The organism is Hydrogenophaga luteola, from assembly GCF_042648585.1.
GTDB classification, from domain to species: Bacteria; Pseudomonadota; Gammaproteobacteria; order Burkholderiales; family Burkholderiaceae_C; genus Hydrogenophaga; species Hydrogenophaga luteola.
In genome coordinates, this window is record NZ_JBHRXX010000005.1 from 1 (window position 1) to 15,899 (window position 15,899).

Here is a 15,899-nt window from a genome sequence, read left to right on the forward strand (position 1 = left end):
ATCGCTTCGCGATGCATCACGAATGGATCGGTGTTTGACTTTCGGGGGGAAGCCCTTGTAGTTTGACGTGAGGGGCCGCCGGAGCCAAAGGCGGAGGGAACCCAAAGCGCAGCTTTGGGCCGTCCCTCTCGACGGAATTGTTAGCGGTTTTCTGATTAGGAAATGCGTAACACTTCATTTGGCATAACCCCGTTCATCTCGAACTCGGTTTTGATTTTGGCCGTTAATACGAAAACACACCTTGAGTCAGTGGAAACCAAGCCTTTCTCTTCTGCTCCGGCTGCCTCAATGATCTCAGGCTGCCAAGATGCTGGACTGACAGAGAAGGCTCCTGATACTTCTTTTGCCATGACGCAATCAGGAAAAAACTTATAAACACACTCGCCATCTGGCGATTGTCTGAGAAGTTCGGCTCTGTAGTGAAAGATGCTCATGACTAGTGACCGCTAACTTTGATTTAAACCGCAAAACCAAAAGCCACATCCATCCAAATCTGGATAGATACAGTTTTTTTGGATAGATATGGATTCCACATCTATCTCATTCCTGTAGCGCCCGTACGCGGTCAGAAAGCCCCAGTCGGCGGGCTGTGCGCTGTGGCAACCTCCAAAGGCGAGACGCAAGGTCCCACACACCGCCGGCGGCCTTGACCTGTGATTGCAGAGCCTTTTCGCCGTAACCAACCTGAACGCCCACCAGTTGGTCGGTACGCGAACGGATGGGTACCTGCTCCAGCACCAGTTCGACGGTGGTGCACCGGGCTTCGCCCTCGGGCGCGACACGACGACGGACGCACACCAGCGCGTCGCCAAAACGTTGCAGGAGCTTTTGCGCTCCGGGGGTCCTAGGTTGGAGCTTCTTAGTGACTTTGAATGATGAGACGGCCTGGCCCTTGGGTTGGGTGGGCATCGACAAGGCCGACGGCGCAGCTTGCTTCACAGATCCTCCCCTGTTCTGAGACGGGTTTGTTTTGTCGTGTTGACAAGCATTCTGCAATGTTTTGTCACAAGTCTCCAAGTAGCCCTTGTCAGTTCCGGCAACGGAGAACCTACTCGCCGACACTACAGCCCTATGCAGGACGACCTGTTCGGTGCACCACCCGCACCACCACCCACCCGACCGAAGCCACCCGCCGCCGCACCCGACCCGGCGGACGATGACGCTGCTCCTGCTCAGCCCAAACGCCGCCGCTCCACCGAAGTCCTCCCCCTGTCCCCCGACGAAGCCACCCACACCCTCGCCGCCCGCCTGAACCCGCGCATCCGCCTGGGCGCCTCGACCTGGAGCTACCCGGGCTGGGCCGGCATCGTGTGGGACGAGGGGCCGTACAGCGAGGCGGTGCTGGCCAAGAACGGCTTGGCCGCCTACGCCCAGCACCCGCTGCTGCGCTGCGTGGGCATCGACCGGTCGTTCTACCGCCCGCTGACCGAGGGGCAGTACGCGCGCTACGCGGGCCAGGTGCCCGACGACTTCCGCTTCGTGGTGAAGGCGCCGGCGCTGGTGACGGACGCGCTGGTGCGCGGCGAACAGGGCCAGGGCCGCCAGCCCAACACGGCGTTTCTGGACCCGGTGCTGGCGACGCAGGAGTTCATCACACCCGCGCTGGCGGGGCTGGGCGACAAGGTGGGCGCGCTGGTGTTCCAGCTCAGCCCGTTGCCGTTTTCGCAGTTGCAGCGCCTGCCGCTGTTGCTGGAGCGGCTGCGCGCCCTGCTGCGGGCGCTGCCCGATGTGCGCGGCGCCACGCCCGACGGCGTGGTGGCGGTGGAGGTGCGCGACCCGGAGTGGCTCTCGCCCGCCATCGCGCCGCAGCTGGCGGCCGTGCTCAAGGAGACCGGCACCACCTACTGCCTGGGCCTGCACGCCAAGATGCCGCGCCTGGCCGAGCAGTTGCCCCTGCTGCGCGCGCTCTGGCCCGGGCCGATGGTCTGCCGCTGGAACCTGAACCCGCTGCACGGCGCCTACGGCTACGAGGACGCGCAGCGCTCCTACGAACCCTACGACCGCATCCACGATGTGGACGCCGAGACGCGCGCGCTGATCGTGCGCACGGTGCGCGGCGTGACGGGCGCGGGGCAGAACGCCTACGTGACGATCAGCAACAAGGCCGAGGGTTGTGCACCGCTGTCGGCGCGGGCGCTGGCGGAGGGATTGGCAACGGCCCCTGTGGCCGGCTAGACGGTTCGCAGGAAATCGAGCACCAGCGTGTTGAACGCCTGGGGGTTGTCGCGATGCACCCCGTGGCCGCTGTCGGCCACCCTCACCACGCGCGCCAGCGGCAGATGGCGCGACAAGGCCCGGGTGGTCGCCTGGTGGATGGCCTGGGTGCGGTCGCCGTGCGTCAGCAGGATGGGCAAGCGCAGCGCCTGGAGGGCGTCGCGGTCCAGCGCCGGATAGGGATCGGCCGACAGACACAGCGCCTGCATGGCCAGCGCGTTGCGCAGTCGGCGTGCGCGGCCTTCGGGCGTGCCGGCCTCGCCCTGGCCGAGCCCGTTGATGCCGTCGGTGAGCATGCTCACGGCCTGGTCCGGGTCGCCCCGTCGGAACGCTTCGGTGGCCGGGTCCAGCACCTCGCGCTGGAACTGCAACCGCGCCGCCTGACCACCGGGCACCTCGTCGGCAAACGGCAGCACCGGCGGCTCGGTGATGGCCAGCGCCCGCACCCGCTGGGGAGCCACCAGCGCGGCCTGGAGCGCGGTGTAGGCACCATAGGACGTGCCTACCAGCACCGCAGGCCGGTCGCACCATTGGCCAAGCAGCTGCACCAGGTCCTGCGCTTCGGCCAGCACCGAATGGTCCGCGCCCACTAGCGGGTTGCGGTTAGGGCTGCTGTAGCGGCGGCTGTAGGTGGTGCAGCGGAAGTGCGGTGTGAAGGCATCCCACTGGGGTGCCCACGAGGACCAGTCACCCATGCCCCCGTGAACGAACACCAGCGGTGCGCCCTGCCCGCCACGGGTAAAGTGAATCTCGGTGTTTCCCGACACCGTGGTCCGTTGCAGCGGCTGACCCAGAAGCGTGCTCTGCATCAGTTGGCCTTCACCTCGGCCAGCGAGGGCTTCAGGCGCGTTTCCTCGCGCTGCAGGAACTGCCTGAACGCCTTGCCGTCGTTGGGCTCCACCACCACGCTGCCCGCCTTGAACTCGGTGTCGCGGTAAGCGGCGTCGGACATGATGTCCCTGAGCACCGCGTTGAGCCGCGCCACCACAGGTTCGGGCATGCCGGCCGGGCCCAACAGGCCGGTCCAGAGGTCGGCTTCGACCCCTTTGACGCTGCGGCCCTCGTTGACCGTGGGGATGTTGGGTGCGGTGGGGTCGCGGTGGCTGGAAATGATGCCGATGGCCTTGATGCGGCCCTCTCGGATCATGGGCAGCGCAGAGGTCAGCGCGATCGTGCCCAGCGGCACCTGTCCGCTGATGAGATCGGTGAGCAGCGGCGCCCCGCCCTTGTAGGGCACATGGTCGATGCGAAAGCCGCCAGCCTGCGCCAGCAGGGTGCCGCCGATGGTCTGCATCATCGCCACGCCTGTGGCGCCCGCCAGCAGGGGCTCGGTGCGGCGCCTGGCCAGCGCCACCAGTTCGTCGGCGGTGTTGGCGCCAAAACCGGGGTGGGCCACCAATACCGTGGTGTTCTGCGACAGCCGCGTCACGGGCGTGAAATCCATGGTGGTGTAGCCCGCCTTGAGCACCGCGGGCGCCACCAGCATGTCGTTGACAGTGCCCACCAGCAGCGTGTAGCCGTCCGGCGCGGCCCGCTGCACCTTCTTGGCACCGATGGTGCCGGAGGCCCCGGCGACGTTGTCGATCACCACGGGCTGCCCCAGCCGCCGCTGGAGCTCGGCGCCCAGGGCGCGGCCCACCCGGTCAACGGCCGCTCCGGCCGGGTAGGGCACCACCAGCGTGATCGGTCTGTCGGGGTAGGTCTGGGCGCTGGACAGCGAAGCAAAAGCGAGCGCGGCGAGCGCAACGGCGGCGGTTCTGCGGCGAAGGGTCATGGCTGTCTCCGTTGTGAATCTGTGCGCTCAGTGTCCGCACAGGCGCCATAGCCGTCCAATCGAATCTTTCACCCATCAATAGGCATGGCTTATATGATGCGCCAACCATGAGCCCACCCGTCTCGGCCTCATCCCTGCGCAACCGCCTGCTCGGCCGGGCCCGGCTACGCCACCTGCATGTGTTTGTGAAGGTGGCGGAACTGCAGTCCGTCAAACGGGCGGCGGATGCCGTGGGCGTGACGCAGCCGTCGGCCACGCAATGCCTGGCCGACCTGGAACAGCTGCTGGGGTGCAGCCTGTTCCTGCGCCATTCGCAAGGCATGGCGCTCACCACTGCGGGCGAGCTGCTGCTGCCGCTGGCGCGGCGCATGCTGGGCCTGGTGGACGAAACCGCCACCCGGGCGGCCGAGATCGCCCAGGGCGCGGTCGGTGTGGTGCGCATCGCAGCCATTTCCGCGGCCATCGGCAGCCATCTGGGCGAGGCCCTGCCGGCGTTCGCGCGCCTGCACCCGAAGATGCAGATCGAGCTGCTGGAAACCGATGCCCAGCGGCACGCCGGCCTGCTGGCCAACCGCGAGGTGGACTGCACCATCTGCCGCCGTCCGGCGGTGCTGCCGGCGGGCACGGCCTTCACACCGCTGTGGCCCGACCAGTTCGGCATCGTTGCCGGGGCGTCCCACCCGCTGGCGCGCAAACGCCGCGTCGGCATGGCCGCCCTGCTGGACTGCACGTGGCTGGTGCCGCCGACATCCATCGCCGCACGCGAGGTGTTCGACAACTTCTTCGCTGCGTCTGCGCCTGTGAAGCACTACAACATCGTCTGCGCCTCACCCACCATGCTGTGGACCCTGCTAAGCCAGGAGCCGCTGCTGAGTCTGGTGCCCCTGAGCGTGATGCAGCGATTTCTGCAGCACGGGCAGTTGGTCCAGATCAACCGGTCCCAGCGCATGCCCTTCGACGACATCGGCGTGCTGGCCACGGCCAACGGGCGCGGGCCCGCGCTGGAGGTGCTCCTGGCATTTCTTCAGGCGCAGGCGCGGCCAGGCGCACACCGCGCCTGATGCATGCCTCTCACCCCCTCACGCGCTGCACAGGGGTGGCGTGTGGGCGGTGGCGCAGGGTGACCCAGGTCAGCGCCAGCGCGGTCAGCGCGCCGGACGCCATGCCCGCCACCATGGGCAGCGGCTGGCCGTTGGCGAACAGGCCCACGATGCCCATGGCCACCGCGCCACAGAGCATCTGCAGCGTGCCCATGAGGGCCGATGCGGTGCCCGCAATCGAGCCGTGCGCTTCCAGCGCCAGCACTGACACCGTGGGAATCACCATACCCATGAAGGCGCTGGCCACGAAGTAGAGCGACACCAGCACCAGCAGCTGGTCGCCACCGGCCAGGTAATACGCCAGCAGCATCGCCATCACCAGGCCACAGGCGGTGACGGCACCCTTGGCCAGCGGCGCCAGCCCGAAGCGCCGCCCCAGCGGGCCGGTGAATTGCGCGGAGCCGATGAACGCGGCGGCGTTGAGGCCGAACGCCAGGCTGTATTGCGTGGGGCTCAGGCCGTAGTGGTTGATCAGCACAAAGGGCGAGCCAGCCAGGTAGACGAAGAAGCCCGCCATGGCGAAGGCGCCAATGAGCACCAGGCCCAGGTAGTGCCGGTCGCGCAGCAGCACACCGTAGGCGCGCAGCGCACTGCCCAGGCTGCTGTCTACGCGCTCGGCCTCGCTGCGCGTTTCCGCCAGCGCGCCGCGCACCATCAGCATGCCGGCCACCGCCGCCAGCGCCACCGCCCAGAACACGCCGCGCCAGCCGGTCAGCGCGATCACACCGCTGCCCGCCAGCGGCGCCAGGATGGGCGAGACGCTGAACACCAGCATCAGCAGCGACATGAGGCGCGCGGCCTCGGCGCCGGTGTGCAAGTCGCGCACGATGGCGCGCGGAATCGCCATGCCGGCGGCGGCGCCGAGGCCCTGCAGGAAGCGCAGGGCCACCAGGGTGTGGATGTCGGTGGCCAGCGCGCAACCGATGCTGGCCAGCGTGAACAGGGCCAGGCCGGCGTAGAGCGGCGGCTTGCGGCCCACCATGTCGGACACCGGGCCGTAGAGCAGCTGCCCCAGGCCGATGGAGAGGAAGAACGCGGTGAGGGTGAGCTGCACCGCGCCCACCTCTGCCCCCAGGCTGCGCCCGATGTCGGGCAGCGCGGGCAGGTACATGTCGATGGCGAAGGGGCCGATGGCCGAGAGCAGACCCAGGATCAGGGCCATCTTGAGATAACGAGAAAGCATCGGGGGATTGTCGCAGTGCAGCAAACAAGCCGCCCGGCGCCACCGGATCAACCTTTGACCGAAGCGAAGGCGCGTCAGTCGAACAGCGACGGACCGCCGGGCCGGTAGCCCTCGATTTCCAGCAGGCGCCATTTGGTGATGGCGCCGCCGCTGGCCGAGAAGCCTCCTGGCTGGCCGCCCGCCGCCAGCACGCGGTGGCAGGGCACGACCGGCGCGAACGGGTTGGCGCCCATGGCCTGGCCGATGGCGCGGGCGAGGTTCCTGTCGCCCATCTCTGCGGCAAGCTCGCCGTAGGTCAGCGTCTGGCCGGGCGGAATGGCGCGGGCGCGCTCATAGACCCGCTGTAGGAAGGGCGTGAGGCGGGACATGTCCAGCGGCAGGTGGCGCAGGTCGGCCGGCCGCTCACCGCGCAGGGCCGCTTTCAGCTCGGTGATGGCCGACTGCACCATGGGCGGCGGCTCGTGCTCAGGCACGGGGCCCGGCAGGTTGCACAACAGCCTCTGCCGCGTGCCCTCCGGCGAGGGCTCGGGCAACTGAACCGCCGTGATGCCCGCCGGCCCCCAGGCCATGCCGCACACACCGATGGCGGTGTCGAACAGCGTGTGGCCGTGGCCGTGGCCGTCCATGGCGGTCTGGGTGGCGCGTCAGCCGGCGCGCAGCGCCTGCCGCAAGCCCTCCCCGATCTCGGGCCGCTCCGCAAACGGGTCGGGGGGGTTGGTGCCGGCGACGATGGCGTCGAAGCGGCTCTGGGCGTTGCCCAGCGCCTTGGGGTGGCTGTAGATGTAGAACTGGTCGTGCCGCATGGCGTGGAACACCATGTCGGCCACCTGGGCGGCGGTGATCTTGCCGCTGCTCACGGCCTTGTCGCTCATGGCCTGGCCGATCAGCTGGCTCTGCGTGGGCTTCTCGTCGGCCAGCCCGGCGGGCTTGTTGCGGTGGCTCTGGCTGATGCCGGTGGGCACGAAGTAGGGGCAGAGCACGCTGGCGCCGACCTGGTCGGTCACCAGCTTCAGGTCCTGGTAGAGCGTTTCGGAGAGGCTCACCACCGCGTGTTTGCTGACGTTGTAGATGCCCATGTTGGGCGGGGTCAGCAGGCCAGCCATGCTGGCGGTGTTGACGATGTGGCCGCGGTAGGCCGGGTCGGCCTTGGCGGCGGCCAGCATCATGGGGGTGAACAGGCGCACGCCGTGGATCACGCCCCAGACGTTGACGCCCAGCACCCACTCCCAGTCCTTGACGGAGTTCTCCCAGATCAGCCCGCCCGAGCCCACGCCCGCGTTGTTGAAGACGAAGTGCGGCGCGCCAAAGCGCTGCTGCACGGCCTGGGCCAGGGCTTCCATCTGTTCGGCGCTGGACACGTCGACCTTGCGGGCGAGCACCTGGGCGCCGGCCGCTTCGAGTTCGGCCTGGGCTTTGTCCAGCGCGTCCTGCTGCACGTCCACCAGCACGAGGTTCATGCCGAGCTTGGCGCCGATGCGCGCACATTCGAGGCCGAAGCCGGAGCCGGCGCCGGTGAGCACGGCGGTCTTGCCTTGGAAGTCTGTGATCACGTCTTGTCTCCTTCTGTTGTGTTGTTCAGCGACGGATCATTTCCAGGTGCGGAATGCCGTCCTCGATGTAGGGCTTGTCGTCCGACACGAAGCCGTGGCGGTTGTAGAAACCTTCCAGGTGCGCCTGCGCGCCGATGCGGATGGGCTGCGGGCCCCAGAGCTGTTCCAGCAGGCGCACCGACTCGGCCATGAGCGCGTGGCCGATGCCGCCGCCGCGCGCGGCCGGCGCGGTGACCACGCGGCCGATGCTGGCCTCGGCAAAGGCCACACCGGGCGGCACCAGGCGGGTGCTGGCGTGCAGGTGCGGGGTGCCGTCCTGATCGACCACCTCGCCGAGCACGTGCAGGCACTGAGCGTCCAGCCCGTCCATGTCCAGGAACACGCAGGCCTGCTCCACCACAAAGACCTCGCTGCGCAGGCGCAGCAGGCGGTAGAGGGTGTTGGCGCTCAGCGCGGCAAACGGGAGGCAGCGCCACTGCAGCACGGCGCTATGGTGGAAAACGGTGGTTCCGGTCAAGCTTTCACTTCCTTCAGTACATATCCGATGCGGGGGAAATGTACGTGCAGGTGGCCGGCGCGGTCGTCGCTGCGGGCCAGCGTGTAGTGGGTGCGCGTGGCGGCCACCAGCGTGCCTTCGGTGGTCTCGGTGCCGAAGCTCTGCGCCGCCACGGTGACGCGGCTGCCCAGGGCGATGCCGTGGTCGTCCTGGAAGGCCTCCTGGGGCAGCGGCGCCGGCTCGGCAGCGGCGGCGATGGCGATGGCCTCGGTGGAGCTGAGCTTGGCCGGCTTGCCGCGGCCGATGGCGGCCATGCGGTCCATCCACGCCAGCACACCGGGTGTGGCGTCCAGGATGCCGGCCATTGCGGGGTTGACCACGCGGCTGAACCACAGCGGGTGGTAGGCCGCGAAGTCGGCGATGCACGGCTTCTCACCCAGCAGGTAGGGCTGCTCGTGCAGCATGTTCGCCAGGCGCCGCAGGTGGCTGCGGTAGGCGCTGGTGGCGTCGCCGGGACGCAGGCGGGTCATGCCGGTGCTCATGGCGCTGCGGTCGGCCGCGAAGGCCTGCGCGGCCTCGGGCGGCTGGTTGGCGAACATCGCGGCGGCGCCCTTGGGGCTGAGCGTGTAGCCCATGGCGGCCCAGAACAGGTCACCGTCGGCCCACTGCGCCACGATGCGGGCAATGCCCTTGAGGTGATCCGGAAACAGCGCGGGCTCGGGCTGGAGGTGTTCAAGCACCGTGGCGATGAGCGCGGTGTCGCAATAGATGTCGGCCCCGATCTGCAGCAGCGGCGTGCGTCGGTAGCCGCCGGTCAGTGCCACCACATCGGGCTTGGGCATGACGCTGGGGATGTACACGCTCTGCCAGGCCAGGCCCTTGAAACCGAGCATGAGCCGCGCCTTCTCGGCGAAGGGCGACATGGGGTAGTGGTGCAGGATGGGCGTGGTCATGGGGCTCTCCCTGAATTCAGCGTGGTTGGGCGCGGGCGATGATGGCTGCGAAGTCCGTGCCCGAGCCCAGTGATCCGAAGCTGTGGCCCCAGTGCCCGGCCAGGCGCGATTCGCAGAAGGCGGCGAACACGGCGCCGGTCGAGGTCTGCGCCAGCAGCGCGGCCTGCACGGCCAGGGCCACGTCCTGCGCCAGGCGGCGGGCTTCCATCTCGGTGGCCATCAGCTCCACGCGGGTGGGCAGGCTGGCGGCCAGGTGGTCGAGCGCGGGGTGCATGCCTTTGGCGGGCGCCAGCTCGTGGGCGAGTGCGGCAGCGGCGTCGGCCTTGCGCAGGGCGCGCAGAAGGTCGAGCGCCATGATGTTGCCGGCGCCTTCCCAGATGCTGTTGACCGGCATCTCGCGGTAGATGCGGGCCATGATGCCTTCGCCGCCCTCTTCCACGTAGCCGTTGCCGCCCAGGCATTCCATGGCTTCCTGCGCAAAGTGGCTGCCGCGCTTGCAGATCCAGAACTTGGCCACGGGCGTGAGCAGGCGCTGCATCACGCGCTCGTGCTCGTCGCTGGCGGCGCGGTCGAAGCTGCGCGCCAGCCGCAGGGCCAGCGCGGTGGCGGCTTCGGATTCGAGCGCGAGGTCGGCCAGCACGTTCCGCATCAGCGGCTGCTCGATCAGCGCCTTGCCGAAGGCCTTGCGCTGCGCGGTGTGGTTGAGCGCGAGCGACAGCGCGTGGCGCATCAGGGCGCCGGTGCCCAGCGCACAGTCCAGCCGCGTCATCGTGCCCATCGCGAGGATCTGGGGCACGCCCCGGCCTTCCTCGCCCACCAGCCAGGCGGTGGCGCCCGCGAACTCGACCTCGGAACTCGCGTTGGCCTTGTTGCCCAGCTTGTCCTTCAGGCGCTGGATGAAGAGCTGGTTCAGCGTTCCGTCCGGCAGCACGCGCGGCAGGAACAGGCAACTCAGCCCGCTGGGCGTCTGCGCCAGGATCAGGAAGGCGTCACACATGGGCGCCGAGAAGAACCACTTGTGACCCGTCACCTTGAAGCGCGGGCCCCAGGCGTCGAGCCCATCGGGCAGAGCCCGACTGGTGTTGGCGCGCACGTCGGAGCCGCCCTGCTTCTCGGTCATGCCCATGCCCATGGTCACGCCGGGCTTGTCTTTCCAGAGCTTGAGCGCCGGGTCGTAGGCGCGGCTGGTGAGCTGCGGCGCCCAGTCGGCGTAGATGGCGGGGTTGCCCTGCAGCGCGGGCGTGACCGCGTAGGTCATGGAGATCGGGCAGAGGATGGACGGCTCCAGCTCGGTGAAGAGCATGAAGGCCGCGGCCCGGTTCACATGCGCCGTGCCCGAGGCCTGCTCGGCGTCGGAGAACGGCGTGCCGTGCAGACCGGCGGCGGTGGCCGCCGTCATCAGCGCGTGGTAGCTGGGGTGGAACTCCACCTGGTCGATGCGGTGGCCGAAGCGGCTGTGGCTCTTGAGTTGCGGCGTGAACACATTGGCCAGCCGCGCGTGCTGCTGCATCCCGGCGCTGCCGACCTGCTGGCCCAGGGCGCTCAGGTGGCTGGTGACCAGCGCTGGCGCGTTGAACTTCAGCGCATCCTGCATCGCCCGGTTGCCGTCGAACAGGTTGACGTCCACCAGCGGCTCGGGCTGGTTGAAGACTTCGTGGGTCGTGTTCATGCCAGCCTCCGCGCGGTGGCGTCAGATCAGCTTGACCAATTGCTTGCCAAAGTTCTTGCCCTTGAGCAGGCCCATGAACGCTTCGGGTGCGTTCTCCAGTCCCTGGGCGATCGTCTCGCGCGGGCGCAGCTTGCCTTGCGCCACCAGGGTGCCCAGCTCGGTCAGCGCCTCGGGCCAGACCTCCATGTGCTCGCTGACGATGAAGCCCTCGACCTTGAGGCGGTTCACCAGGATCAGCGCCGGATTGGCCATGGGCAGCGGCTGGCCGTCGTAGCCGGCGATCATTCCGCAGACAGCGATGCGGCCGAAGGCGTTCATGCGCAGCAGCACGGCGTCGAGGATCATGCCGCCCACGTTCTCGAAGTAGCCGTCGATGCCGTTGGGGCACTCCTGCTTGAGCGCCTTGGCCAGGCTGTACATGTCCTTGTGAAGCTTGTAGTCGATGCAGGCGTCAAAGCCGAGTTCATCCACCGCGTACTTGCACTTGTCCGGCCCGCCCGCGATGCCGACCACGCGGCAGCCGCGCGCCTTGGCCAGGGCACCGAAGGCGCTGCCCACCGCGCCAGTGGCGGCGCTGATCACCATGGTCTCACCTGCCTTGGGATTGATGATCTTCACCAGCCCGTACCAGGCTGTGACTCCCGGCATGCCGACCGCGCCGAGGTAGTAGGACAGGGGCACGTGCGTGGTGTCGACCTTGCGCAGCGCGCCGGGCTGCAGCGCGTCGACCACGCTGTACTCCTGCCAGCCGCCCATGCCGACCACTTTGTCGCCCGCCAGGAACTTCGGGTGGCGCGACTCGACCACCTCGCCGACCGTGCCGCCGATCATCACCTCGCCCAGCGGCTGCGAGGCCGCGTAGCTCTTGCTGTCGTTCATACGGCCGCGCATGTAGGGGTCCAGGCTCAGGAAGTGGTGGCGCACCAGCACCTGCCCGTCCTGGAGCGGCGGGGTTTCGGTGGTGACCAGCTTGAAGTTGTTCACGGTGGCTTCGCCCTCGGGGCGGTTGTCGAGCAGGATCTGGCGATTGGTGGCCATGGGAAGTCTCCTTGGGTTGTTCAGGGGGCGGGACGGCGCAGCGTGGGCAGGCCGACGCCGGCGGCGTCGAAGCCGCCGTCGACCGCCAGCACCTGGCCGTTGATGTAGCTGGCCTGCGGGCTGCACAGGAAGCCGACCGCGTTGGCGATCTCTTCCAGGCTGCCGTAGCGGGCCAGCGGGATGGTGTCGTGGTAGTCGGCGCGGATGGCGGGCGTGTGCACCTTCTTCGCCATTTCGGTTTCCACCGGTCCGGGCGCGATGGCGTTGACGCGGATGCCGGCGTTGCCGTACTCCACCGCCTGCTGTCGCGTGAGGTGGATCAGCGCGGCCTTGGAGGTGCCGTAGGCCACGCGCAAGGTGCTGGCGCGCAGGCCGGAGATGGACGCGATGTTGACCACCGCGCCACCGCCGTGCTTGAGCATCAGCGGCGCACAGGCCTGCACGCACAGGAAGGGGCCGTCGAGGTTGGTCGCCATCACCCAACGCCATTCGTCGAAGCTGGTTTCGCCAATCGGCTTGAAGGTGGCGACGCCCGCGTTGTTGACCAGGGCGTCGAGCCGGCCGAAGCGCTGCTCGATGCGCTGCACGGCAGCGGCCACCTGTGCCGGGTCGGACACGTCGCCATGGATGACCAGCAGGTCGTCGGCGCGTTGGCCGAGCTCGGCACGCAGCGTGGCTTCGGTGGCCGTCAGGGTCGGCGCGTCGTTGTCGATCACCGCGACGCGGTGGCCCTGGTGAAAGAACCAGCGCGCGATGGCCAGGCCGATGCCGCGGGCGGCACCGGTGACGAAGGCGACGGGAGTGGCGGAGTTGCTCATCAGTCGGTCTTCAAGGTGTTCAGCGCGTTCGTGCCCTTTCCCACCGGCAGGCGCGGCACGAACTTGAAGGTGCCGGTGGCGTGGGCACAGAGCTTGCCCGCTGCGTCCACGATGCGGCCCTCAGTGAAGGCCATGGTGGGCGTTCGGTGCAACAGCGTGCCGTGCGCGGTCAGCGCACCCTTGGCGGGCCGCATGAAGCTGGTCTTCATCTCCACCGTCACGCAGCCCATGGCCGGCTCGACCGAACGCGCCGCGTGCGCCATCACCACGTCCAGCAGCGTCATGCTGGCGCCGCCGTGCACCACGTTGAACGAGTTCTGATGCTCGGGCTTCGGGTCAAAGGCAATCGTGGCCTCACCGTCCTCGAACTTCTGCAGTTCGAAGCCGAGCAGCTCGACGAACGGGATGTGGACCGAGAACTTCACTCAACCACCCGTGATGACCGAGACGCCACCGTCCACCGCCAGCCACTGGCCGGTGATGTGCTTGCCGGCGTCGGACGCGTACAGCACGGTCAGGCCCTTGAGGTCTTCGTCGTCGCCCAGGCGGCCCAGCGGCGCGTGCGCGGCCAGCTGTTCTTCACCCATGGCCTTGAGCGTGCCCTGGGTCATCTTGCTCGGGAAGAAGCCCGGGCAGATGGCGTTCACGCGGATGCCGTGCGGCCCCCACTCGGCGGCCAGCGCGCGGGTGAAGTTGATGACCGCGCCCTTGGAGGTGTTGTAGGCGATGGTGTTCATGCCGCGCGGGTTGCCGCCCAGGCCGGCGATGGAGGCCGTGTTGATGATGCTGCCGCGCTTCTTCGGAATCATGCTGGCCTTGGCGATCAGCTGGCTCAGGAAGAAGTAGCTGCGCACGTTGAGGTTCATCACCTTGTCCCAGGCTTCGAGCGGGTGGTCTTCGGCCGGTGCGCCCCAGGCGGCGCCCGCGTTGTTCACCAGGATGTCCACGTCGCCTGCGCGCTGCAGCGTCTCGCTGACCAGACGGCGGATGTCTTCCTCGTGCTGACAGTCGGCGGCGATCCAGCGCGCGTCGATGCCGGCAGCCTGCAGTTCGGCCGTGGCCTCTTCGAGATCGGTCGCCTTGCGCGAGCTGATCACCACGCGCGCACCGGCCTCGCCCAGGGCGTGGGCCATCTGCAGTCCCAGGCCGCGCGAGCCGCCGGTGACGAGGGCGGTCTTGCCCTTGAGGTCGAACAGTTGCTGGATGTTTCGGGTCATCGTTGTCTCCTTGGAATGTGAAAGCTCAGAAAGCGTCTTCGGCCAGATCGGCGCAGGTCAGGTCGCGCGTGCGCACCACCTGCAGCCAGGCGCCGATCTTGGGCAGTTCGTAGTGGAAGAAGAAGCGCGCGGCGGCCAGGCGGCCGGTGCGCGAGGGGCTGTCTTGCGCGGCGTGCGCGGCCAGGGCCACGTCCAGCCAGACCCAGGCCAGCACCGTGTGGCCGAAGGCCTGCAGGTAGGGAACGGCATTGGCCAGCGCCTCGGTCGGGTTGGCGGTGGCCCAGGCGGCCTTGGTGGTGGCGCCCACGTCCTGCAGGGCCTTGCCCAGCGCGTTGGCGTGGCCTGCGAATTCGGGCACCTGGATGGCGCGCTGGATGGTGTCGTTGATGCGGCCGGCCAGCAGCGCCAGGCCCTTGCCGTTTTCCATCAGCACCTTGCGGCCCAGCAGGTCCATGGCCTGGATGCCGTGCGTGCCCTCGTGGATCATGTTCAGACGGTTGTCGCGCCAGTACTGCTCCACCGGGAAGTCGCGCGTGTAGCCGTAGCCGCCGTGGATCTGGATCGCCAGCGAGTTGGCTTCCAGGCACCACTCGCTGGGCCAGCTCTTGGCAATCGGCGTCAGCACCTCCAGCAGCAGGCGCGCGTCGTCGGCGGCCTCGGGTGCGCCGGTGTGCTGCTCGTCCACCAGTCGGGCGCAATAGAGTTCGAGCGCGAGCGCGCCTTCGGCGTAGCTCTTCTGGGCCAGCAGCATGCGCTTGACGTCGGCGTGTTCGATGATGCGCACCTGTGGGGCCGCGGCGTCTTTTCCGCCCGAGGTCACCGGTCTTCCTTGCGGCCGGTTCTTCGCGTACTCGAGTGATGCGTGGTAGCCCGCCATGCCCAGCATGGTGGCTGCCATGCCGACGCCGATGCGGGCCTCGTTCATCATGTGGAACATGCACTGCAGGCCCCGACCGGGCTGGCCGACGAGGTAGCCCACGGCGCCGGCACCGGCGCCATCCAGTCCCCCGCCACTTGCGCCACGCACCGGGTACTTGCCTTCGCCGAAGTTCAGCAGCGTGTTGGTGGTGCCGCGCCAGCCGCACTTGTGGTTCAGGCCCGCCAGCGCCACGTCGTTGCGTTCGCCGGTCAGCTTGCCGTCGGTGTCCACCAGCTTCTTGGGCACGATGAACAGCGAGATACCGCGGGTGCCCGGCACCAGCTTGCCCTCGGCATCAGGGATCTTGGCCAGCACCAGGTGGACGATGTTCTCGGTCAGCTCATGTTCACCGGCCGAGATCCACATCTTGTTGCCCTTGAGCCGGTAGCGCGGACCGAGCGGGTCGCTCTCGAAGTCGCTGCCATCGGGCACCGCACGCGTCGCCACGTCGCTCAGCGACGAACCGGCCTGCGGCTCGGAGAGGCACATGGTGCCCGACCAGCGGCCTGAGAATTCGTTGAGCGCAAACACCCGCTTTTGCAGGTCGGTGCCGTGCGCCATCAGCAGGTTGGCGTTGCCCACGGTGAGCAGGCCGCTGCCGATGGAGACCGAGGCCATCGCGAAAAACGCGTTGGCCGCGGCCTCCACCGTGTAGGGCAGCTGCATGCCGCCGATGTCGTAATCCTGCGCGGCGCTGAGCATGCCGCTTTCGGCGTAGGCCTTCTGCGCGTCGTGCGTGGCCTGCGGCAGGATGACTTTCTCGCCGTCGAAGTGCGGCTCCTGCGTGTCCACCAGCCGGTTGAAGGGCGCGTACTTCTCGCGCGCGATGCGCTCGCAGGTGTCGAGCACCGCGTCGAAGGTCTCGCGGCTGTGGTCGGCGAAGCGCTCGCGCTGGTTCAGGCGCTCGACCGACAGCCAGTCGTTGAGCAGAAAGTCGATGGTGGGGCGCAGGCTCATGGTCGGCGAGA

General features: G+C 68.2%; 17 protein-coding genes. 2 read left to right on the forward strand and 15 right to left on the reverse strand.

The genetic code is table 11. From position 1 onward, the window contains the following. Positions 1-155: 155 nt before the first annotated feature. Positions 156-434: a hypothetical protein gene (locus ACFOPI_RS10070; protein WP_382173481.1), complete on the reverse strand. Its 279-nt coding sequence runs from the start codon at positions 432-434 to the stop codon at positions 156-158. Between the two features lie 106 nt (positions 435-540). Continuing rightward, the gene (locus tag ACFOPI_RS10075; RefSeq protein ID WP_382173483.1) at positions 541-939 is read right to left on the reverse strand and encodes a hypothetical protein; all 399 of its coding nucleotides are present in this window, start codon (positions 937-939) and stop codon (positions 541-543) included. 132 nt (positions 940-1,071) lie between these two features. Here ACFOPI_RS10075 and ACFOPI_RS10080 point away from each other — a divergent pair, with 132 nt between their 5' ends. Continuing rightward, entirely contained in the window at positions 1,072-2,175 is a 1,104-nt protein-coding gene (locus ACFOPI_RS10080) for a DUF72 domain-containing protein (RefSeq protein ID WP_382173484.1), read from the forward strand. On the opposite strand, the gene ACFOPI_RS10085 is transcribed toward ACFOPI_RS10080, so the two are convergent. Both ACFOPI_RS10085 and ACFOPI_RS10090 read right to left on the reverse strand, forming a co-directional pair. Further along, positions 2,172-3,023 (reverse strand): alpha/beta fold hydrolase, encoded by an 852-nt coding sequence (locus ACFOPI_RS10085; RefSeq protein WP_382173486.1) that lies wholly within the window; start codon positions 3,021-3,023, stop codon positions 2,172-2,174. The genes ACFOPI_RS10080 and ACFOPI_RS10085 overlap by 4 nt on opposite strands. Next, the gene (locus ACFOPI_RS10090; protein ID WP_382173488.1) at positions 3,023-3,988 is read right to left on the reverse strand and encodes a Bug family tripartite tricarboxylate transporter substrate binding protein; all 966 of its coding nucleotides are present in this window, start codon (positions 3,986-3,988) and stop codon (positions 3,023-3,025) included. The genes ACFOPI_RS10085 and ACFOPI_RS10090 overlap by 1 nt, the downstream gene beginning before the upstream one ends. 107 nt (positions 3,989-4,095) lie before the next feature. On the opposite strand from ACFOPI_RS10090, the gene ACFOPI_RS10095 reads away from it, so the two are divergent. Next, positions 4,096-5,049, forward strand: a complete 954-nt coding sequence (locus ACFOPI_RS10095) for a LysR family transcriptional regulator (RefSeq protein WP_382173490.1) — start codon at positions 4,096-4,098, stop codon at positions 5,047-5,049. Between the two features lie 10 nt (positions 5,050-5,059). On the opposite strand, the gene ACFOPI_RS10100 is transcribed toward ACFOPI_RS10095, so the two are convergent. The 11 genes from ACFOPI_RS10100 to ACFOPI_RS10150 all read right to left on the reverse strand — a co-directional run bounded on the left by ACFOPI_RS10100 (position 5,060) and on the right by ACFOPI_RS10150 (position 15,888). Continuing rightward, a complete protein-coding gene (locus ACFOPI_RS10100; protein ID WP_382173491.1) occupies positions 5,060-6,271 on the reverse strand; it encodes a multidrug effflux MFS transporter in 1,212 nt (403 codons plus the stop codon). A gap of 74 nt (positions 6,272-6,345) precedes the next feature. Next, positions 6,346-6,897, reverse strand: coding sequence for a methylated-DNA--[protein]-cysteine S-methyltransferase (locus ACFOPI_RS10105; protein WP_382173493.1), 552 nt, complete (start codon positions 6,895-6,897; stop codon positions 6,346-6,348). Between the two features lie 18 nt (positions 6,898-6,915). Next, positions 6,916-7,821: an SDR family oxidoreductase gene (locus ACFOPI_RS10110; protein WP_382173495.1), complete on the reverse strand. Its 906-nt coding sequence runs from the start codon at positions 7,819-7,821 to the stop codon at positions 6,916-6,918. A 25-nt stretch (positions 7,822-7,846) separates the two neighbouring features. Next, positions 7,847-8,338: a GNAT family N-acetyltransferase gene (locus ACFOPI_RS10115; RefSeq protein ID WP_382173497.1), complete on the reverse strand. Its 492-nt coding sequence runs from the start codon at positions 8,336-8,338 to the stop codon at positions 7,847-7,849. Beyond that, positions 8,335-9,270, reverse strand: coding sequence for a glutathione S-transferase family protein (locus tag ACFOPI_RS10120; RefSeq protein WP_382173498.1), 936 nt, complete (start codon positions 9,268-9,270; stop codon positions 8,335-8,337). The genes ACFOPI_RS10115 and ACFOPI_RS10120 overlap by 4 nt, the downstream gene beginning before the upstream one ends. A gap of 16 nt (positions 9,271-9,286) precedes the next feature. Further along, positions 9,287-10,939 (reverse strand): isovaleryl-CoA dehydrogenase, encoded by a 1,653-nt coding sequence (locus ACFOPI_RS10125; RefSeq protein WP_382173500.1) that lies wholly within the window; start codon positions 10,937-10,939, stop codon positions 9,287-9,289. A gap of 21 nt (positions 10,940-10,960) precedes the next feature. Then, positions 10,961-11,977: an NADP-dependent oxidoreductase gene (locus ACFOPI_RS10130; protein ID WP_382173502.1), complete on the reverse strand. Its 1,017-nt coding sequence runs from the start codon at positions 11,975-11,977 to the stop codon at positions 10,961-10,963. Positions 11,978-11,997: 20 nt separating this feature from the next. Then, the gene (locus tag ACFOPI_RS10135; protein ID WP_382173503.1) at positions 11,998-12,795 is read right to left on the reverse strand and encodes an SDR family NAD(P)-dependent oxidoreductase; all 798 of its coding nucleotides are present in this window, start codon (positions 12,793-12,795) and stop codon (positions 11,998-12,000) included. Beyond that, entirely contained in the window at positions 12,795-13,220 is a 426-nt protein-coding gene (locus tag ACFOPI_RS10140; protein ID WP_382173505.1) for a PaaI family thioesterase, read from the reverse strand. Before ACFOPI_RS10140 ends, ACFOPI_RS10135 begins: the two co-directional genes overlap by 1 nt. After that, positions 13,221-14,012 carry an SDR family oxidoreductase gene (locus ACFOPI_RS10145; RefSeq protein WP_382173506.1) on the reverse strand — a complete coding sequence of 264 codons (792 nt, stop codon included), beginning with the start codon at positions 14,010-14,012 and terminating at the stop codon, positions 13,221-13,223. A 25-nt stretch (positions 14,013-14,037) separates the two neighbouring features. After that, a complete protein-coding gene (locus ACFOPI_RS10150) occupies positions 14,038-15,888 on the reverse strand; it encodes an acyl-CoA dehydrogenase (protein ID WP_382173507.1) in 1,851 nt (616 codons plus the stop codon). Positions 15,889-15,899: the final 11 nt, after the last annotated feature.